This window comes from Megasphaera massiliensis (genome assembly GCF_000455225.1).
Classification (GTDB): Bacteria; Bacillota; Negativicutes; order Veillonellales; family Megasphaeraceae; genus Megasphaera; species Megasphaera massiliensis.
The window spans coordinates 986,413-1,006,083 of the sequence record NZ_HF954537.1; the positions used below are offsets into that span (position 1 = coordinate 986,413).

Annotated in this window: 24 protein-coding genes; 5 read left to right on the forward strand and 19 right to left on the reverse strand. The window is 50.3% G+C overall.

From position 1 onward, the window contains the following. Window positions 1–3 precede the first annotated feature (3 nt). Together TX77_RS07960 and TX77_RS07965 are read left to right on the forward strand one after the other, a co-directional pair. Complete coding sequence (locus TX77_RS07960) at window positions 4–729, forward strand: metallophosphoesterase (RefSeq protein ID WP_044504875.1); 726 nt, start codon at window positions 4–6, stop codon at window positions 727–729. Further along, on the forward strand, window positions 726–956 hold the full coding sequence (locus tag TX77_RS07965; protein WP_044504245.1) for a hypothetical protein: 231 nt from the start codon (window positions 726–728) through the stop codon (window positions 954–956). The genes TX77_RS07960 and TX77_RS07965 overlap by 4 nt, the downstream gene beginning before the upstream one ends. A gap of 90 nt (window positions 957–1,046) precedes the next feature. On the opposite strand, the gene TX77_RS07970 is transcribed toward TX77_RS07965, so the two are convergent. The 7 genes from TX77_RS07970 to TX77_RS08000 are packed head-to-tail and all read right to left on the reverse strand — an operon-like array spanning window position 1,047 to window position 5,656. Further along, window positions 1,047–2,624 (reverse strand): HAMP domain-containing sensor histidine kinase, encoded by a 1,578-nt coding sequence (locus TX77_RS07970; protein ID WP_044504246.1) that lies wholly within the window; start codon window positions 2,622–2,624, stop codon window positions 1,047–1,049. After that, complete coding sequence (locus tag TX77_RS07975; protein WP_044504248.1) at window positions 2,621–3,286, reverse strand: response regulator transcription factor; 666 nt, start codon at window positions 3,284–3,286, stop codon at window positions 2,621–2,623. Before TX77_RS07975 ends, TX77_RS07970 begins: the two co-directional genes overlap by 4 nt. Window positions 3,287–3,288: 2 nt before the next feature. Next, a complete protein-coding gene (folK, locus tag TX77_RS07980; protein ID WP_044504250.1) occupies window positions 3,289–3,768 on the reverse strand; it encodes a 2-amino-4-hydroxy-6-hydroxymethyldihydropteridine diphosphokinase in 480 nt (159 codons plus the stop codon). Continuing rightward, the gene (folB, locus tag TX77_RS07985) at window positions 3,761–4,126 is read right to left on the reverse strand and encodes a dihydroneopterin aldolase (RefSeq protein WP_044504251.1); all 366 of its coding nucleotides are present in this window, start codon (window positions 4,124–4,126) and stop codon (window positions 3,761–3,763) included. Before folB ends, folK begins: the two co-directional genes overlap by 8 nt. Further along, window positions 4,119–4,694 (reverse strand): GTP cyclohydrolase I, encoded by a 576-nt coding sequence (gene folE, locus TX77_RS07990; RefSeq protein ID WP_081651718.1) that lies wholly within the window; start codon window positions 4,692–4,694, stop codon window positions 4,119–4,121. The genes folB and folE overlap by 8 nt, the downstream gene beginning before the upstream one ends. Window positions 4,695–4,721: 27 nt before the next feature. Next, a complete protein-coding gene (locus TX77_RS07995) occupies window positions 4,722–5,129 on the reverse strand; it encodes a DUF3592 domain-containing protein (protein ID WP_044504252.1) in 408 nt (135 codons plus the stop codon). Between the two features lie 14 nt (window positions 5,130–5,143). Then, entirely contained in the window at window positions 5,144–5,656 is a 513-nt protein-coding gene (locus tag TX77_RS08000) for a hypothetical protein (protein WP_044504253.1), read from the reverse strand. An 82-nt stretch (window positions 5,657–5,738) separates the two neighbouring features. Between TX77_RS08000 and TX77_RS08005 the strand changes: the two genes are divergently transcribed. Continuing rightward, window positions 5,739–6,845: an acyltransferase gene (locus TX77_RS08005; protein WP_044504254.1), complete on the forward strand. Its 1,107-nt coding sequence runs from the start codon at window positions 5,739–5,741 to the stop codon at window positions 6,843–6,845. 162 nt (window positions 6,846–7,007) lie between these two features. On the opposite strand, the gene TX77_RS08010 is transcribed toward TX77_RS08005, so the two are convergent. From TX77_RS08010 to TX77_RS08030, 5 genes are all read right to left on the reverse strand, one after another. Further along, a complete protein-coding gene (locus TX77_RS08010) occupies window positions 7,008–7,397 on the reverse strand; it encodes a hypothetical protein (RefSeq protein WP_044504255.1) in 390 nt (129 codons plus the stop codon). Window positions 7,398–7,467: 70 nt separating this feature from the next. Further along, window positions 7,468–7,962, reverse strand: coding sequence for a preQ(1) synthase (gene queF / locus TX77_RS08015; RefSeq protein WP_044504257.1), 495 nt, complete (start codon window positions 7,960–7,962; stop codon window positions 7,468–7,470). A 1-nt stretch (window position 7,963) separates the two neighbouring features. Further along, window positions 7,964–8,455 (reverse strand): QueT transporter family protein, encoded by a 492-nt coding sequence (locus TX77_RS08020; protein ID WP_044504259.1) that lies wholly within the window; start codon window positions 8,453–8,455, stop codon window positions 7,964–7,966. A gap of 148 nt (window positions 8,456–8,603) precedes the next feature. After that, window positions 8,604–9,164 carry a signal peptidase I gene (gene lepB, locus TX77_RS08025; RefSeq protein WP_044504261.1) on the reverse strand — a complete coding sequence of 187 codons (561 nt, stop codon included), beginning with the start codon at window positions 9,162–9,164 and terminating at the stop codon, window positions 8,604–8,606. Window positions 9,165–9,211: 47 nt separating this feature from the next. Next, window positions 9,212–9,652 carry a 2-thiouracil desulfurase family protein gene (locus TX77_RS08030; RefSeq protein WP_044504265.1) on the reverse strand — a complete coding sequence of 147 codons (441 nt, stop codon included), beginning with the start codon at window positions 9,650–9,652 and terminating at the stop codon, window positions 9,212–9,214. A 224-nt stretch (window positions 9,653–9,876) separates the two neighbouring features. On the opposite strand from TX77_RS08030, the gene TX77_RS08035 reads away from it, so the two are divergent. Then, on the forward strand, window positions 9,877–11,532 hold the full coding sequence (locus TX77_RS08035) for an acetolactate synthase large subunit (RefSeq protein WP_044504266.1): 1,656 nt from the start codon (window positions 9,877–9,879) through the stop codon (window positions 11,530–11,532). A 68-nt stretch (window positions 11,533–11,600) separates the two neighbouring features. Here TX77_RS08035 and TX77_RS08040 read toward each other — a convergent pair whose 3' ends face one another. Further along, window positions 11,601–12,278 carry a hypothetical protein gene (locus tag TX77_RS08040; RefSeq protein WP_044504267.1) on the reverse strand — a complete coding sequence of 226 codons (678 nt, stop codon included), beginning with the start codon at window positions 12,276–12,278 and terminating at the stop codon, window positions 11,601–11,603. Window positions 12,279–12,503: 225 nt separating this feature from the next. Here TX77_RS08040 and TX77_RS08045 point away from each other — a divergent pair, with 225 nt between their 5' ends. Continuing rightward, complete coding sequence (locus TX77_RS08045; RefSeq protein ID WP_044504268.1) at window positions 12,504–12,908, forward strand: thioesterase family protein; 405 nt, start codon at window positions 12,504–12,506, stop codon at window positions 12,906–12,908. Window positions 12,909–12,996: 88 nt separating this feature from the next. Here the strand turns inward: TX77_RS08045 and TX77_RS08050 are convergent, their stop codons facing one another. The 6 genes from TX77_RS08050 to TX77_RS08075 form a co-directional block, all read right to left on the reverse strand. Beyond that, complete coding sequence (locus tag TX77_RS08050; RefSeq protein WP_044504269.1) at window positions 12,997–13,413, reverse strand: biotin/lipoyl-containing protein; 417 nt, start codon at window positions 13,411–13,413, stop codon at window positions 12,997–12,999. Window positions 13,414–13,446: 33 nt separating this feature from the next. After that, window positions 13,447–13,923 (reverse strand): hypothetical protein, encoded by a 477-nt coding sequence (locus tag TX77_RS08055; RefSeq protein WP_044504271.1) that lies wholly within the window; start codon window positions 13,921–13,923, stop codon window positions 13,447–13,449. Between the two features lie 12 nt (window positions 13,924–13,935). Next, window positions 13,936–15,465, reverse strand: coding sequence for a methylmalonyl-CoA decarboxylase subunit alpha (gene mmdA / locus TX77_RS08060; RefSeq protein ID WP_044504273.1), 1,530 nt, complete (start codon window positions 15,463–15,465; stop codon window positions 13,936–13,938). A gap of 118 nt (window positions 15,466–15,583) precedes the next feature. Next, window positions 15,584–17,095 (reverse strand): hypothetical protein, encoded by a 1,512-nt coding sequence (locus tag TX77_RS08065; protein ID WP_044504274.1) that lies wholly within the window; start codon window positions 17,093–17,095, stop codon window positions 15,584–15,586. A gap of 181 nt (window positions 17,096–17,276) precedes the next feature. After that, entirely contained in the window at window positions 17,277–18,236 is a 960-nt protein-coding gene (locus TX77_RS08070; protein WP_044504277.1) for a helix-turn-helix transcriptional regulator, read from the reverse strand. 360 nt (window positions 18,237–18,596) lie between these two features. After that, on the reverse strand, window positions 18,597–19,556 hold the full coding sequence (locus TX77_RS08075; RefSeq protein ID WP_081651719.1) for a helix-turn-helix transcriptional regulator: 960 nt from the start codon (window positions 19,554–19,556) through the stop codon (window positions 18,597–18,599). Window positions 19,557–19,671: the final 115 nt, after the last annotated feature.

The following is a 19,671-nucleotide window of genomic DNA, read 5'->3' on the forward strand; positions in this document are numbered from 1 at the left end:
TTTATGCGTTTATTTGCAATAGGTGACTTACATTTATCGGGCAATCCGCCAAAAAAGCCGATGGAAGTCTTCGGCCCCCGCTGGAAAAACCACTGGCAGCGCATTGCCGAAGACTGGAAAGAAAGAGTCACCGATGACGATACAGTCCTCATTGCCGGTGATACGTCGTGGGCCATGCGCCTCGACGAAGCCCAGGAGGACCTCGATCAAATCCGCGCCCTTCCGGGCAAAAAAATCATTATCCGCGGCAACCACGACTACTGGTGGGCCAGTGCCGGAAAACTGAACCGCATGGATGCCGAAAATAATATGCACTACCTCTACGGCTCGACAGCCATCCTCGACGATGGCACGATCATCTGCGGCACCCACGGCTGGATCTGCCCGGGCGACCTCCATTACCAGGAAGAACGGGATGCCAAACCGTACCGCCGTGAACTGCTTCGCGTCGAACGGACGCTCCAGGAAGCGGAAAAAATAGGCAGTGGCCATACGATTCTCATGCTCCACTATCCGCCGGTCTGCGACTTGACGAAACCCAGCGGTTTTACAGAACTCTTAGAAAAATACAAGGTGCCCCTCTGTATCTTCGGCCACCTTCACGGTATGCAGCCCGGAACGATGTTCCCCCGCCGCTATAACGGTACCCTGCTGCACCTGGTGTCGGCCGACTATCGGGACTGCAAGCTCCTTGAAATCAAATTTGACGGTGAGGAGGCACTGCCATGAGTCAAATAGCCCAAAAACATCTCTTAGCCGGCATCATCTTCGGCGACGCCGAAACGGGCGAATACATCTACCTTCCCGGTGGCGAAGTCGGTACCGACCGACCGCTCTGCGTCTTTGAACACGACGGTCAAAAAGAGGATGTCGACCTCGAACAAGCCGGCTACCTCGTCGATCACCTGACGCTGAAAAAATGCAGCCATCCCACCCTCGGGAACCGCTCTTTTTAACATAACAAAAAAGAACCTCTCTGCCCTCCTGCCGAACTCATTCGTTAGGGCCTAACGAATGAGCTGCACAGAATCAGAGGGGTTCTTTTATTATGCGTTATCCGGCGTTTGATCGGCATCTTTTCGGAGGGTAAACCAGAAAGTGACGCCGCCGTTTTCGTTCTTCACGCCATAAGATTCACCGTGGAGCTTCACCAGGGCCGCCACCGTGCCCAAGCCTAAGCCGTGGCCGCCGAAGATGCGTTTTGGACTGCGGGCCCGCGACGAGTCGATCTTATAGAAGGGCTCCCAAATACGCTGCTGATACTCTTCATCAATGTGACTGCCTTCATTGTAGACGCAGATTCGGTACCGCTCACCGAGATCTTCGGCCCAAAGGCGGATATGTTGATTGGCATCGGTATAATCGATAGCATTGCTTAAGAAATTCGTTAAAATCGTATCGATTCGTTCCGGATCGCCATAAACGGTCATGGTCTCAGGCAAATCAATCTTGGCAAGGATTCCCTTGTCTTCCATGACTTTGGAGAACCGTTCCCGACTTTCCTCGGCCAGAGCACTGAAATCGAAGACTGTCTGTTCCAGATGGAAGGAACCCGTTTCCAAGCGTGATAAGCTGAGCAGATCACGAACCAATTTATCCATCTTCTGGGTCTCACTATGTATAACCGAGCAATACCGACGCTGTGTTTCTTCATCGATGTCGAGGGTATCGAGACCTTCTGCGTACCCTTGGATAATGGCCAAGGGAGTTTTCAGCTCATGGGACACGGCCGATAGGAAGGCCTTCCGCATGTGCTCGACCTCTTTGGCTACGTCCAATTGTTTTTTCAGCTCTTCATTCGATTGGCGAAGAGCCGTCAAGGCGACATTGAGCTGGTTGGACAGGATATTCAGGCTCTCACCGAGTTCGCCGATTTCATCGCTAAGGTTCCCTTTCCACTTATTGGAAAAATCAAGGTGAGCCATGGCGAAGGCCAGGTTCTTCAATTCGATGAGGGGTTTAGTCATGCGCTGAGTCAGATACAACGTACTGACGCAGGCCACGATCAGCCAGACAATGCCGCAGACGATGATGAAATGCTGGACAATATAGATATTTTCCTGCATGGGCGCGACGGACTGGTTGATGATGACGTACGTACCATCCTGAATGCGGTCGACGAGGTTAAAATACTCAAAATCAGGCATATCCTTATAAAGATGAACGGCTCCCAACAGGCTTTCATCAGGCGCCTTGCCGTCGAGAAGTTCCATGAGTTCCTTGATGTGTACCGGCAGCTTGCCCTCCGGACGATCGGCAGGAACTTCATTTTCCTTGCCAAGGGCGATGATTTCCTGATCTTCGGGAACGGTTTCCGGCGGCAGATGGACTCGCCGTCCCGGCCGCGAGGAATAGACCAGCTTGTTGTTGTCGACGATGAGGATATCGACGCCGTAGCGCTGACTCAGTGAGTCCAGCGAATGTTCGTCAGGGCCGTTTTTCTTTTGATAGGTAGCACTGATCTTCTGACTGGCTTCGATCATGGCTTCTTTTTTCATGGAGTAGTAGTAGCGGTCAAAGCCAAGGCCGACAGCCATCATCAGTCCGATGATAAAGAAGATAGAAAAACAGCCGACATAGACACCGGTCTTAACCTTTAAGGACAATAAGCCTTTCCGTCTCATTTGGAATCGTAGCGGTATCCGTAGCCGCGGACAGTACGAATGTAGCGGCCTTTGTCGCCGAGTTTAATGCGCAGACGGTTGATGTGCGTATCGACGGTGCGCAGATCACCGTAGTAATCGTAATTCCATACCTGATTGAGGATCTGGCGGCGGCTCAAAGCCTTGCCGGTATTGCTCATCAGATAGTTGAGAAGCTTGTATTCTGTCGGGCTGAGATCGACATTCTTCCCGTCGAGGACGACCTGGCGGGCATCGCGGTCGATGGCGACACCGGCTTCGGTTTCCTGCGTTTCCGAGTCGTTCTGAGAACGGCGCAAGAGAGCTTTGATCTTAGCTACTAAAATTTTCGGGCTGAAAGGCTTGGTAATGTATTCGTCAGCTCCGAGATCGTAGGCAAAGAGTTGGTCAATTTCTTCACCTTTTGCCGTCAGCATCATGATGGGAACCGTCGATTCGCGGCGGATTTCACGGCATACGGTCCAGCCGTCGTAACCGGGCATCATGACGTCGAGAAGGACCAAATCCGGATGTTCCTTGTCGTAGATATCCAGGGCTTCTTTGCCGTCAACAGCTTCTAAAATTTCGTAGCCTTCAGGCTTTAAAAAATCAATGACCAATTGGCGCATAAGTTGTTCGTCATCTGCAATAAGTATCTTTTCCATAGTTAATCCTTCCTTCTGATAGCGTCTGTATCTGGCAGCTGAGCGAGCCAGTCATCAATCGGCCGGCCAAAGAGGATGAGGTCCGGCACCAGATCCCGCAAGGGGACCAATACGAAAGCCCGTTGTGTTAGATAAGGATGGGGCAAGGTCAGCTCCGGCGTCCGGCAGACCTCGTCCGGGCTGTAAACGAGGTCGATATCGATGGTTCGGGCACCCCATTTTTCATGGCGCACCCGCCCCAGCTGCCGTTCAATGGCAAGACAGCGTTCGAGGAGCTTCTGGCCTGTAAGACTCGTCTCCACGGAAACGGCACCGTTGATAAAAGGCGGCTGATTTTCCTTCCCCCACGGCGGCGTTTCATAAAAAGGAGACACCGTCTTAACGGTTACTTCAGGCGTGGCATCGAGGAGGACCACAGCCCGTTTCAGCGTCTCTTCCCGATTCCCCAGATTGGCGCCGATGCTAAGGTAAAATTTAGCCATGTCGTCGCCTTTCAAGGACTACGGCCGCGTCGTCAAAGAGACCGCCAATCGGAGCCTGGGGCTTATGGACGGTTACCGTCACGACCTCGACAGGAGGAAAGGCGCCGAGAATCTCTTCGGCAATGACCGTTCCCAGCCGCTCGATAAGCTGATAGCGGCGATTCTCGACGATGTCCTTAACCCGAGCATAGACGACACTGTAGTCGACGGTCTGGTGAAGGTCATCAGAGGCGCCGGCCTGTGACAGATCCGTTTCAAGGCATATATCGATATGAAACGGCTGACCAAGCTCCGCTTCCGATGCCAAGCAGCCGTGGTGCCCCCAAAAGTGAAGTCCTTTGAGCATGATTTTATCCATCTTGTTTTTCCTCCATGACGAGCTTCCAAGCTTCTTTATAGGCATCGGTTCCTTCTTTCAGGCACCCGGACGCCGCCGTCGTCATAATATTCGAATCGATGGCCAGCTGATCGCGCATGGTAAGGCATAAGTGAGTTGCTTTGACGACGATCAGAACGCCTTCCGGATCGAGGCCGCGGACGATGGACTGACACAATTCTTCCGTCATCCGTTCCTGGAGCTGGGGCCGGCGGGCCAGGATATCGACAGCCCGGACGAAGTGACCGAAACCAGCGATACGATTAGCTTTAGGGTAGTATACGATGTGAACGGTACCGAAAAAGGGTAACAAATGATGTTCACAGAGCGAGTGAAAGCGGATATTGCGGACACTGACCAGTCCATTGGACCGGGTTACGATAGGACTGTTCCATTCGTCATCAGGATTTTCCTGAAGGCCTGAAAAAAATCGGGCAAAGGTCTCGGCCACGCGGTGCGGCGTCTTTTCCATTCCCAGCGCCGTCAAGTCGAGCCCTAGGGCTTCTAAAAATTGCCGCATGGCGGCGACAGCTTTTTCATTTTCTACCAATGTGGCGACTCCTCCTTTTCCGTATGATTATAAAAGAAAGTAATAGGACAGCATAAAGATGGCGCCCCCTAGAATGATGAACACCGGGCTGGCATACTGCTGCCACAGGCTTTGGACGCGGTGGAGATAGATGTCCTCAGGATCGTCCGGATTATAGCGCAGGGGCAGTTCATCGCCAGCTACGTAATTCCATTCGGCATTACCAAAGGCATAGCGAGCCTGATGGGTCTTTCCGTCTTGGGACGTAAAACGAACGACAGGATAATAAAGGGTCCCACTTTTCATCTTCTTTTCTTCAAATCCCAAGAGAGTGCCTGTCCCTTCCTGCGTGCAGCGTCGGGTAAGGCTGTAAAATTTAGAGCCGTGATACAAGCCGACAGCAATGAACAACGTGCCAAGGATGGCAGGGATAAAATAAAAGATTTGCAGCAGCATGGCAAAATTCCTTTCTATTCATGGCGGTGACTTAGAAAGCGGCTGAGGGTTAGGCCCAGCAGCGCTCCGATAACACCGGTGATGATTTGAGGCCAACTCATGGCCGTCAACAGCAGATGGCGCATAGCCGGAGGGAATTCGATACCGGCAAAGAGTAAATAAAATAAGGCGTAGAGGGTACCTGCCTTAGCCAGGGCTCCGACCAACAGTGCCGGCAGGCCGTAGTGCTGCCATCGCCAGGCGAAGTAAACGTAGACACCATTTCCAATGGCGACGGGAAAGACAAAGAGAACGAAAGGCAGCATTCCTTCGAGCCAGGCAAAAATCGGCGTGCAGGCGGCAACGACAAAGCCGGCCCTGCGATCGACGGCAAGAACGGCCGTAATCAGGCAGGCATTGACTAAAGACCCGATGAGGAACAGACTGATCTGAGGCGGTATAGGGATGATGAGCCTGAGCCCTTGTAAAATCAAGGTCGCTGCCAGTATCAGTCCCGTTCGGGTTACCTTTTGTGTGTCGTCGGTCATACAGCCTCCCTGTCCATTTTGCAAAAATTTGCTATAATAGAATATAGCTTTAGTATCTATATTGTATCTTCCGAGGTGTCAGATGTCAAAACGATTTATTCATTCTATCAATTATATGCGCGGACTTTGCATGCTCGGCGTCATCGCCATCCATGTCGGCTCAGTAGCCATCGTCAATCCGTCGCCAAATTTAGCGCTCGTCGCCATTTTAGAAATCTTATCCCGCTTCTCCGTACCGGCCTTTTTCTTTCTATCGGCCTTTGGCATGTTTTACAGTCAGGGACTCCACGAGCCCTTTGACTATAAAGACTATTTGCGGCGCCGGCTGCGGACAGTTTTTGTCCCCTACCTGGCCTGGTCGTTTTTCTACATGGCCTTCGTATCGGCTATCAGCCATAATCTCAATCTCTTTCATCCCTATGCCATCTTTCGCACCTTATGGTATGGCCTGGCCATGTATCATATCTACTTCCTGGTCATCCTCTTATGGTTCTACCTCTTCATGCCTCTGTGGCGGCCTTTACTGCGCCTCATGGACCGCAAACCGGTCCTTTCCTTTACAGCCCTGTTTCTCGTCAACATGATCTTTAATTTTTACTCGAGTTACAGTTGGAATCTCCATTCGGACAATCCCTTCCTCGAAGATGCCTCGAATCTGCGCCTGAACTACATGGTCCTGCACTATTTATTCATCTTCATGTTCGGCGCCTTTACGGCGGAACACTTTTCGTCGGTCACCGCCTGGCTCAAACGGCACGGCACGGTGATCAATCTCCTTCAAATCGCTTCGACGGCGGGCATGCTGGCCGCCTACTACGGCGTCATGCATTACCTCGGCTATGACCCCTTATCGGCAGTCTTCACCATTCACCAGCTCAGCCCCATCGGCATGGTTTATACCCTGTCGACGATGCTATTTCTCCTCTACTGGTGGGAATGCCGGCCTGTACCGCACGCCGTCCATCAGTTCTTCTCCCGGTTAGGAGACTATTCCTACCCCATCTATCTGGTCCATCCTGTTTTTCTCAGCCTCTGCACGGGCCTTGCGGCCCACCTGCATATTTACCTGCGAGCCATTCACATCATCGCCATTTACATCATTGTCGTCGCCTGTGCGTCGGCCTATTCCTGGGTCGTCGTCGAGCACAAGCTTCCGAAATGGCTCAGCATCTGCGTCAAAGGGAAATAACAAAAGAGGGACTGCTGCATGAAGAAAACCGCTCCATGCAGCAGTCCCTTTTTGATTGCGCTCCCTTGCCGACAGCACCGGAAACCCAGCTCTTCCGACTATACGCGGAAAGAACGTAAGGCAGATGAGGCACACTTCGGCAGCCCGTTCGCCGCCAAGGGCTTACTTTTTAGCATTCTGCTTTTCCATGACCTTTTCCAACACGTCCGTGGCCATACGGGCTCTGGCTTTGATAACAGCGTTACCGTCTTTGATCGCTTCGGGATAGAAACTGCTCTTATACTTATGCTTCTTAGTCTGAGTAATCATCTTCTTCAGCTGAATCGTCTGATCATCGATGTTGTATACATAGGTACAGTAATCCGTCGTATCGCCGGATTTTTCCACAGTATTGAAGGACAGAACCTGGCGGCCCATATCGTAGTAGAGTTTCGCCGAATTCATGTCAATCGATGTATACTGATTATACTGCCACATATTGTCGGCCGCAAAGACCGAGGCCGACAAGGCCAGGGAAAAACCGAGGGCCAAAAGCACTTTTTTCAATTTCACAGATAACACTCCTCACTCCTATGATTTATACTTTATTATACCATGGATTATCTGTAAAAGGTAAGAAGTTTCACCGATTATCCACTTTTTCGGGATATATGTCATGTTGGGACAGACGCTGCCAGGCAACGTCTTCCCAAGGCGTACCGGGACGGCCATAATTGCAGTAGGGATCAATGCTGATGCCGCCGCGGGGCAGGAATTTCCCCCAGACTTCGATATACTTCGGATCCATGGCATCGATGAGGTCGTCCATGATGATGTTGACGCAGTCTTCGTGGAAGTCTCCGTGGTTGCGGAAGCTGAACAGGTAGAGTTTCAACGCCTTGCTTTCGACCATCCGTTCATCGGGGACGTAGGAAATATAAATCGTAGCATAGTCCGGCTGACCGGTCATGGGACAGAGGCTGGTGAATTCCGGGCAGTTAAACTTGACGAAGTAGTCCCGGTCGGGATGTTTGTTGATGAAGGTTTCCAAAAGGTCCGGATTGTAGTCTGTCGGATAGGTCGTGTGCTGATTGCCAAGGAAGGTAATGCCCTGAAGGTCTTCATGATCTCGACTCATATTATAACCCCTTTTCTAAGACGTAGTGATGACGAAGCGCCTGAATGAGCAGGACGCCGCAAATAGCCGGCGGCAGCTGACCGACAGCCAAACTGCTGACCAGTACCGTATAAGGCAGGTTCAATAAGTACGACAGCCACAGGCTGACCAAAATAGCCGGCACCCACCAGATAGGAAGGGCTGCCAGCCAAGGACTTCCCTGACGCTGCCGAATCTGAACGATGAGCCAGGTCGTTATCATGCCGACGGCACAACCGCCGACCATATCGATAAGGCCCAGTCCGCCAAAGAGAAAGTTGGCGATAAAATTAGCAATGCCCAAAGGCACGACTAAAAAAGGATAGAGAAATGCCAGTCCGTAGAGAGCCGTTGCGATCCGGATTTGGTAAGGACCGAAAGAAATGCCCTGGGTTACATACAAGACGGCGATATAAATGGCGATGACCAAAGCAGAAAAGGTCATCCGCCGGGTATTGAGAACAAAGTTATACATTGTATATTACACCTTTCTAACAAATAAAAAAAGACGGGGCTGTCGAAACAATCCCGTCTGCACTGCACCAATGATGGTAATGCGTCCTAGTTTTGTTTAACGACAGGATGGATTGCGAACTGTCGTATAGAGTTGTCGTAAAGACCGGTTACCAAATAACGCGGCCCAACACGTGATCGATAGGAACAGGACCGATAAAACGGCTGTCACTGCTGTGGTTTCGGTTATCACCCATGCAGAATACGTAGCCTTCCGGGACTTTAACTTCTTCCCGACTGCTGTATTCCATAGGACCGTTGATATAGGGTTCATCCAAAGGTTCCCCATTGCGCCAAACCTTTCCGTCGTGGAAAGCCAGCGTATCACCGGGTCGGCCGATAACTCGTTTGACCCAAACATTTTTCGTCTGTAAATCGTGGTCAAAGAACGCCAAGTAGTTGTTCATCGGTTCAGCGACATCATCTTTCCAAGTGCGCGGATACTGGACGCGGCTGTCAATGATGACGATATCTCCATAATTAGGGACCTCTCCCATGACGTGACTCCACTTAGAAACAATGAGGTACTCCCCATTTTTAAGGGTCGGCATCATAGACTCGCCGGAAACGCGGGTCGGCTGGAAGAAGAAAATATGGATGACCATAGCAATGGCCAAGGCGATGACAATAGAATAAAGCCATTCACAAACTTCATGCAAAAACGTATTCACCCTGAAACCTCCTCACTTGCGTACTCGTATATTGTAGCAAACCGACGTTATAAAAGCAAGTATTCTAAAGGGTCCCCTTCGCTAAAAACCTCAATGCCTTCGGCTTTTAAGAGGGCGGCCGTCACGCCGTCACCCTCAGTAAGGGACCGGGAAAAGGTCCCGTCGTAAATGAGGCCGCAGCCGCAGGACGGGCTCTTGGCCTTTAAAATTGCTTTCGTGCAGTGAAAGAGGCGGGCCAGATAGAGAGCCGCCGCTGCCCCTCGTTCATAGGCCTCGGTCACATCGAGACCGGCTTCCGTTACCACCCGTTCTCCGCGTCGTTCAGCAGGAGGTCTCGGCGTCGCAAGGCCACCTGCCTGTTCCGGACAGATGGGAATGAAATGAAGGTCGTCACGGCCCAATAAAGGCCTTATCACATCGTAGGTCTTGGTCTTTCCATCATAGCGGCAATACTGTCCTAAGAGACAACTGCTGATCAATATATTCATCTAAGCTCCTATCCTTTCCAATCGAATCCCGGGAAAACAACCGTCATAAAGGATTCATGACGGGCCTTTTGAATGGCTGTTTCGATACGACCAATTCCAGCTGCCTTGAATTGTACATCCTGATAATACAAGGAAGTCATTGAAAAAGGTTCTGTCCCATATTATAATACAGGTTACAACAGCAATTTTAATTTATCCATTACCTTTAAAGGAGTGTTCTCGGAATGGTACAAAAAAAGATGCGCAATACGGCAGAGTTTCTCATCGAATGCCTGGAAGAAGAAGGCGTCCATTATATTTTCGGTATTCCCGGTGAAGAAAACTTAGCCATCATCAATGCCTTGGAGCATTCAAAGATTGAATTCATCACCGTCCGTCATGAACAGGGCGCGGCCTTCATGGCCGATGTCTACGGCAGACTGACCGGCAAGGCCGGCGTCTGCATGGCAACCCTCGGGCCCGGAGCTACCAATCTCATCACCGGCGTCGCCGATGCCGACTGCGACGGAGCCCCTGTCGTCGCCATCTCCGGCCAGGTCGGAACGGACAAGATGCACATCACGGCTCATCAGTACCTCGATCTTCGGGCCATGTTCGAACCCATCACCCGCCGGTCCTATACCGTCGTCCGCCCCGATACGATGGCCGAAATCACCCGCTTGGCCTTTAAATATGCCGAACGTGAAAAACCGGGTGCCACCTTCATCGACCTTCCGGTCAACATCAGTGAAATGCCCGTCGAAGACGATGAAAAACCACTGCAGCACAAGACGATCCAGCCGGAAACGGCTTTAGAATCGCAGATCAAAATGGCGGCTTCTATGATTTCCTACGCCAAGAATCCGGTCATCCTGGCCGGCAGCGGCGTCATCCGCAGTCATGCCGCTAAACAGCTGACGGCCTTTGCCGAAAAACTCAAGCTGCCGGTCGTCAATACCATGATGGCCAAAGGGGCCATTCCCTTTGACAACAAATATTCCATGTGGACCGTCGGCATTCCCATGGATGACTATCAAACGAAAATCCTCGAAAAGGCCAGCCTGGTCATCGCCGTCGGCTACGACATCATCGAATACGCCCCGGCCAAATGGCATCTGACCAACGCCGACATCATCCACATCGACACCATGCCGGCTGATATCAATAAAAAATACCAGCCCCAGGTCGAAGTCGTCGGCAATATCCCTGATTCCTTGGAACGCATCATGGAAAAGGCCGCTCGCCTTCCGGAACCGCGTGCATTCCTCGACATCCGTCAAAAAATGGTCGCCGAACACGAAAGCTATGCGGAAGACATGTCCTTCCCGGTCAAGCCGCAAAAAGCCCTCATCGACTGCCGCAAGATCATGGATAAAGACGACATCGTCATCTCCGACGTCGGTGCCAACAAAGTCTGGATCGCCCGCCATTACAACTGTTATGAACCGAATACCTGCCTCATTTCCAACGGTTTTGCCACCATGGGTATCGCCGTTCCCGGCGCCATTTCAGCAAAACTCGTCCACCCCGACAAAAAAGTGCTGGCCATCACCGGCGATGCCGGCTTCTTGATGAACGTCCAAGAATTTGAAACGGCTTACCGCTTGGGAACGAACTTCGTAACCCTCATCTTCAATGACAGCAGCTACGGCCTCATCAAATGGAAACAGGACATGCAGTACGGCCATCACGAATGTGTCGACTTCACCAATCCTGACTTCGTAAAACTGGCCGAAAGCTTCCACGCCATCGGCTACCGCATCGAAAAAACAGAAGACCTCCTGCCGACTTTGAGAAAGGCCTTCCAGCAGGATAAACCGGTCATCATCGACTGCCCCATCGACTACGAAGAAAACATGAAGCTCACAGCCCATCTCGAGCACTTGATGAAAACCTTATAAATCGAAAAGAGCCTTGCATGATGCAATTTTTTCACTCATGCAAGGCATTTTTATTCCCTAAGTCATCCTTATTTTTTCGGCATCTTATTGGCGTCTTTCAGCATGTCGGTCACGGTACTGATGATATCGTCGTCACCGGATTTAGCGACATTGCCTAAGATGACGGCAATTTCCATCGTATCGCCGTGCTGCCAGGCAAGACCGTGGATTGTTTCCGTAAAGGCGTTGCTGTTAATAACCAGCGATTTTTCAACGGTCCATTCATAAAAGACTCGGCCCTTATACTTTTTAGCCGTAACCGGTGCCGCCAGGCGAAAACCGTCGGGCAGACGGCTGGCCATATTTTGGTTGAGCCGGTCCATCAAGGTCTTCGGATCAGGACGGCCGCCGATATCGCGCAAGTAAGCATTTTCCCGGTTTTCCCCGTAAACAGCTGCCCGGACATCCCAGAGACTTGCCGTATAATGCATCAAGTATGCATACTGAAAATCGGCATCATCCTTCTTTACGACCTGATAGGTTTCCGCCTGGATGGGAAAAATCTTTTCAAACAAGGCCGTCACGTCATTGCCGGCATCGGCTGCCGTCAGCATGGGCTGAGTCCCCTTCTGCATGTATATATCGCTTGGCACGGTAATGACGCCCCAATTGGGAAACTTCGTCAAGGTGCCCTTGTCTTTCGCCATCGACGCCGTCCCGATAGACAGGACCGCTGCTGCAATCAGACATATTCCTTTCAGTTTCATTATGTCACTCCCCATTCCTCTGAAAAATATAGTTTTATTGTATCCTATGGCGCTTTTTCTGTCAAAAATACCCGTTCTAATTGATGACAGCCCCGGACCTGTCCCTATTTAATCAAACAGTTTGCTGTCAAAAAAGAATAAAATGTGATATGATATGGTTATGTAAATTACCTTTATCGATACGATTCAGGCATATTCTTACCTACATCAAGGAGGTTATGAAAGATGGAATTTGATATCAAAAAAAACTCAGCAGCTGAAGTTTCTGAAAAATGCACGGAAGATAATACGGCCATTAAACTTGGCAGCGGCAAATCGCCGGTCTATGCTACCCCGGCCTTAGTAGCTCTCATGGAAAATGCAGCCATCAACGCTTGCGATCCCCAGCTCCCGGAAGGGTATAACACTGTCGGCATCGCTATGAACGTCAAACACGTCGCCGCCACGCCGATTGGCCTGACCGTTACGGCCAAAGCGACACTGATCGAACAGGACCGCAAAAAACTGACCTTTAAGATCGAAGCCCATGACGACGCCGGCCTCGTCGGCGAAGCTACCCACGAACGCTTCATCATCGAATCGGCTCCCTTCTTAGCCAAAGCAGAAGCCAAAAAAGCCGCTGCCAAATAAAACGCATACACACACAAAAAAGAGGTTCGTCAGCAAAAAGCCGGCGGACCTCTTTTGTATCATAATTCGTTTGTCAATCTGGTGTTCCTTAAGCCATGATGACGGCCAAGACGTCACCGGTTTTGACATTGTCCCCTACTTTGACGCGCATTTCATGAAGCTTGCCGTCAGCCGTTGCCGTAATGTCGTTCTGCATCTTCATGGCTTCCAATACGAGGAGGACGTCGCCGCGTTTGACATCCGTTCCTTCTTCGACTTTGAGGGCAGAAATCTTGCCCGGCATCGGGGCTTTTACGGTGATGGCACCTTCGGGGATGGGGCCGCCTACGGCCGGGGCCGGAGACTGTACCGGTGCTGCCGGAGTCGGTGCCGGTGCCACAGGAGCTACCGGTGCTGCCGGAGCCGATTGTACAGGTGCTGCCGGGGCTGCCGGAGCTGAGCCGCCTACTTCTTCTACTTCAACTTCGTATGCCTTGCCATTGACTGTAATCTTAAACTTTTTCATATCCATATCCTCCTGGATTCAAAGACTTTTTCCTTAACGTTTCATACCACCCAGGCGGGCTGCCATAGCCCAATTTTCCCGATGGCGTTTATATCCGCGATGCGAAAGCCGGATCGAGCGAATCCCTGCCGGCGAATATCCGTAAGCCGCAACGGCTGCCATGATGACGGCGACGACGTCGTCAGAGAGTTCGTCGGAATCAGAGATTTCTCGACTTTCAGGCACCGTAGCCAGCGGACGGGCTTCGACAACAGCCGGCTGACGCTGGCCAACGGGAACGATGGAATTGGCAGTGTCTTTAGTCTCAGAGACAGGCTGTGTCTTTGTTTCCTTCTTTTCAGCGGATTTTAAATCATAGACGGCTTCAGAAAGATCTTTGACACTCTGCTGAAAGGCAGTCATGTCTTCCATCTTTCTTTCTAAAGCCCGGAAGCGTGTATCGTAGTATCGGCTCAGCACCAAGATCAGGATGATTAAGACACCGATCGCCGCAAACAGGATTTCTAACATACGGCCACCTCCTTACAACGGCATGTTGCCGTGTTTCTTGGCCGGCCGTTCTTCACGCTTGCTGTAGAGCATGGCCAAGGCACTGATGATGCGCGGCCGCGTTTCCTTCGGTTCAATGATGCAGTCGATCTGGCCGTGTTCAGCAGCCTTATAAGGCGACAAGAATTCGTCGATATATTCTTGCTTTCTCTGCTCTTTGTCCGGATCGTTTTTAAAGATGATGTTGACAGCACCGTCAGGCCCCATGACGGCGATTTCGGCAGACGGCCAGGCCATGACCATGTCGGCACCGAGCTGACGGCAGCACATGGCAATATAGGCACCACCATAAGCTTTGCGGGTAACGACGGTAATCTTGGGCACCGTCGCTTCACAGTAAGCGTAGAGCATTTTGGCGCCATGGCGGATGATGCCGCCGTATTCCTGGTTGGTACCCGGCAAAAATCCCGGTACGTCGACGAAGGTGACGACAGGGATGTTGAAGCTGTCGCAGAATCGAATAAAGCGGGCGGCCTTGTCCGACGCATTGATATCAAGGCAGCCAGCCAGGAACTTCGGCTGGTTGGCGATGATGCCGACAGTCTGACCGTCGAAGCGGGCAAAGCAGGTAATGATATTCAAAGCATAATTTTCAAGGACCTGGAAAACGTATCCGTCGTCGACACAGGAACGAATGATGTCCAGCATATCATAGGGTACATTGTTGTCGTCAGGAATGACCGAATTAAGGCTTTCGTCTTCCCTATTCGGATCGTCGTTGGAATCGACAACCGGTGCTTCTTCCATGTTATTGCTGGGAAGGAAGTCGAGGAGAGCCTTGATCTTTTCAAAGCAGTCGTCTTCGCTTTCACAGGCAAAGTGAGCAACACCGGAAATGGAGTTGTGCGTCATGGCACCGCCCAGTTCTTCTGCCGTGACTTCTTCGGCCGTAACCGATTTGATAACGGCCGGGCCGGTGAGGAACATATTGGACGTATTCTTGACCATGAAGACGAAGTCCATCAAGGCCGGGCTATAGACGGCACCGCCGGCACAAGGGCCCATGATGACGGCCAACTGGGGAATAACGCCGGACGCCGATGTGTTGTTCATAAAAATACGGCCAAAGCCCGACAAAGCGTCAATGCCTTCTTGAATGCGGGCGCCACCGGAATCGTTGATACCGATGACAGGGGCTCCCATCTTGAGGGCCATTTCCTGCATCTGGGCAATCTTATGGGCGTGCATTTCGCCAAGGGATCCGCCTTCAACGGTAAAATCTTCGGCATAGGCAAAGACCAACCGGCCCCGCACCGTACCATAACCGGTAACGACGCCGTCACCGGGAATTTCCTTTTCCTGCATGCCGAAATGGGTACCGCGATGATGGATAAACTGCCCCATTTCCGTAAAGCTGCCTTCATCAAACAGCTTGGCCAGCCGTTCGCGGGCCGTCAACTTTCCTTTTTTATGCTGCGAATCGATTCGCTTCTGACCGCCGCCGAGCTCGACTTTTGCGAGCTTTTCCCGGAGCTGGTCAATCTTTTCCTGACCTGTAGCCATTCATATACCTCCCGTACATAAATTTATAGCATTTAATTATACCATGGAATAACCGATTATTACAAATCTTCCTCCTTTCAACGGCTCAAGTTAGCCATTTTCTTATCGGAAACGTGAATCAAAATACCTTTTTGATGACATCAGACGCATTGTTTTTCCCGGCCCGCCCGTCACTGGGAGTCGCCGCATGAACGATGATGTAGCGGTCATCGCCATAGTAAATCGTCTTGTAGTGCCCCCCGTCATGCTGAATTTGAAAGCCCAGCTCTTCAAAGCCTCGCTGCACTTTTGAGGTCATTCCTTTATAATTATTGAGCATCTGTTTCACCTCAGCAGCCCTTTTTTCACTACTCCGCTGATAGTCATTGGACTCAATGATGTCTTTCACCACATCGTATCGACGCGTACCAGTTGCCAAAAGGTTGTTTAAACTGGCCTCCAAGGTTTTTAACAGCAGATCCTTTATTTCGCCGGCATAGAAGTCATCTTCATCCCCCATGAGCAGGACAGGAACCCTCGACTGAGAATCAAGTTTTGAACGCAGGACCTGGTTTTCATAGGCCAGTTGTACGTTTTCGCAGCGCAGGCGTTCATTGTCCTCCCGCAACTTGCGATTCTCCTCGTCAAAACTCTCTAACAGCTGATCAACTTCCAATTTAGCTTCAGCATAGGCCTTGTCACGCATGGATTTTTCATTTTCTTTATACCGGCCTTGTAAGGCAAGGAGTTTATACAGAGCCTCATGGCGTTCCTTGTCGGCTGCCGCATAGGCCTCCTTGGACTTCAGATATTGATTCTCATAAATGGCACCGGTGACACCGGCCCAGACATAAAGTGGCGACACCCGTTTGGCATTGCCGTACTGGATGACCCTTTCAATGATCTTTTCCGTCATCTGAGTGTCATAGTCCGGATTGCGGCGATAGATATATCGTTTATGGCCAACGGCAGGATTGGGGAAATAAATATCGATGCCGCCATTACCTAATTTCTCATCACCGCTGCGTTCCTGAAGGGCGGCTTCCGTCCCATAATCGCCTTGGACCAAGACGTGGGCTGCTCCCTTTAGTCGTCCCGCCAAGGCCTTTACATCAATGGGATCTTCATTGTCCGACGTCTTAGAAACGAAGACGACGGGCAGACGAGTCCGACGCTTCCCGGTCATGATATCGACAGCTATATCGAGATTATCCTCATCGATGATAATCGGCGTCCGCCGTACCTCTAAGCCGTTATCGGCTTTTAAATAACCGCCCTCAATGAGCATGGAAATGAAGTGAGGCGTCGAAAATTCCGGGTCGACCTTCAGCGCTTCTTCCAGATAACTCCGATCTAAGCGAATGGACATCTTCATATCCTTAAAATTCATGATATAGTCAGAATCCCAAATGACGCCTTCTTTGTCGCGCTTTTCGTAACGGACAGCGACAATATGCTCCTTAGGGTATTCTTTTATGTCGAGAAGCAGCGACTCCGTTCCATAAGACGTATTGTACTGACCATCCCATACCAGATTGGGAATAATATTCTCCGGGTAGTTGCTTTTTTGATTCCACTCGACGACTAAGCGAATAAACGCCTCTTTAGTCATCTTCTTATTTATTTGTAAGATAGTTGAAAATAAGAGCACGGCGACACCTGCTTTCCAAAATATAACGAATCCGAAACAAATTCTGCTGCCATCGGCAGAAATGAGAGCTTTATTTTATTATAACAAGGTTCTGTAAAAACCAAAAGAGATTGTCCACAACGGCATCGTCATGAACAATCTCTTTTTATCCAAAAATAAATTATCAACGCCTTCACAGCTGTCATATCTCTTTTATCTCGACATCGCGGACGTATTTTCCCTGACTTCGCAGCCACATCTCGACACCCTTGCCGTATACTTCAGCTTCAATCCGATAGGTACCGTTTTCTTCGCTCAGGATTTTAGCCGTCGGCAGACGGTCCAATACGGCATCGATATCGCTGCCGGTATAGGTAAAGGTCACGCGCTGCAAGGGGCCCCCATACATGAACTGGACGCGCTTGCGGAACTCCCCTTCCTGGAAGCGCCGGTTGTAAGGAATGCGGAAAATGTCCTTTTCTACCGTCAAGTTTTTGATCCGATCCAAGCGGTAAATAGTCGGCGTCATATCCCGGGCGCCTTCATAGATTTTCTGGATGTTACTGTCGTCGATGAAGGCAATGAGATAAAAATAGTACTCCGAAAAAAGCAGAGCCAAGGGCTTCAGCCGCCGTTCGACGACTTTCCGATCCTTTATCCGGCCATAGGTAACAGTAACGTAGCGATGCTGCTGGATAGCCTCGCCAAGCTGCCACATCGTATCGAGAAAACTCGTCCGGTGTCGCGGTTCGACGTAATGAAAGGTCTCATTATTGACCAGTTTTGTAATCAAGGCCTGATTCGATTCGGGCACACAGCAGGCGATGACCTTGTGCAGCATGTCCGCCATCTCGGTTTTGACGAAAGCCCGACTGTCGAGCAAAATCTTGCATAAAGCCAGGACTTCACTATTGGATAACTTCGGCAACTGTCCGCCTTCCATCCGATATCCTTTTTCCGTAGTATCATAGATCACATCGCAAACAACACCGTCGCGCAGGGCCATCCCGTCGCGGCAAAACAAGCGGATATCCTCAATATCGCGTTGAATGCTGCGCTCATTGACCCCATAGTACTGCGCCGTTTCTGACTTCTGTACCGTCCGACCGGCCAGTAACTGTGAATATAACGCTAATACACGTGAAACCTTATCCTTTTTCACAACGCATCACGCCCTATCCGATTTGCTCATCCCTCGTAATTTCATATCGTAATTGTTCACAATCATTTAATAACAGATGCATTTTTTCAAGATCGTATGCCAAATTCCAATGTCAGCCTTCACTTCTGAAGGTCCTAATTATAGGCTGGTTCCAATACGTACCAATAATAATCGGGATAATTCGACTGACGAAAAACGGATTATCTCTGCAAGACCAGTGAAGACCATATTATATTATATATTATATCATATATTACAAAACAAACACGCTTCATTATATTATATTTTATAAATTATTAATCCGGTTATGCGTTTTAAACGCGATTATCTCCTATGGGCTAACAGGAAATACAATCGATGTCATATTTCTTTAATCTGAACATCGTTGACGTATTTCCCCTGACTACGAAGCCACATCTCGACACCCTTGCCGTATACTTCAGCTTCGATCCGATATGTTCCGCTATCTTCGCTCAGGATTTTAGCCGTCGGCAGACGATCCAAAATGGCATCGATATCACCGCCAGTATAGGTAAAGGTCACGCGCTGTAAGGGACCGCCGTACATGAACTGGACGCGCTTGCGAAATTCCCCTTCCTGGAATCGCCGGTTATAAGGGATGCGGAAGATGTCCTTTTCTACCTCCAAGGTCTTGATCCGGTCCAGCCGGTAAATGGTCGGCGTCATATCACGGGCGCTTTCATAGATTTTCTGAATCTTACTGTCGTCTATGAAGGCGATGAGATAAAAATAATACTCCGAAAAAAGCAGAGCCAAGGGCTTCAGTCGCCGTTCGACGACTTTCCGATCTTTCAGCCGTCCATAGGAGATATGGACGTAGCGGTGCTGCTGGATGGCATCGCCAAGCTGCCACATAGTGTCGAGAAAACTCGTCCGGTGCCGCGGCTCAACGTAATGAAAAGCTTCATTATTAACAAGCTTTGTAATCAAGGCCTGATTCGATTCGGGTACACAACAAGCGATGACCTTGTGCAGAATATCCGCCATCTCAGTCTTGACGAAGGCCCGACTATCGAGCAGGATTTTACACAAAGCCAGGACTTCGCTATTGGACAGTTTCGGTGCCTGCCTACGTTCCAAGCGATATCCTTTTTCAATATAATCGTATATCAAGTCACCGGGCATGCTGTCGCCAAGGGCCACACAGTTGCGGCAAAAGGCCCGGATATCTTCAATATCCCGTTGAATACTGCGCTCATTGACGCCATATTTTTGGGCCGCTACGGATTTCTTAATAATCCGCCCTTCCATTAATTGCGAATATAGTGATAATACTCGTGAAACTTTATCTTCCTTCATACCTACCATCTCTTTCATTATGACAGAAAATAACTCGTTACATCATCGGACAAGATATTTCCCACCTTAATATCGTTCAGCTTTTCTGATACGTATCCCCTTCTGTCGGGAGTGA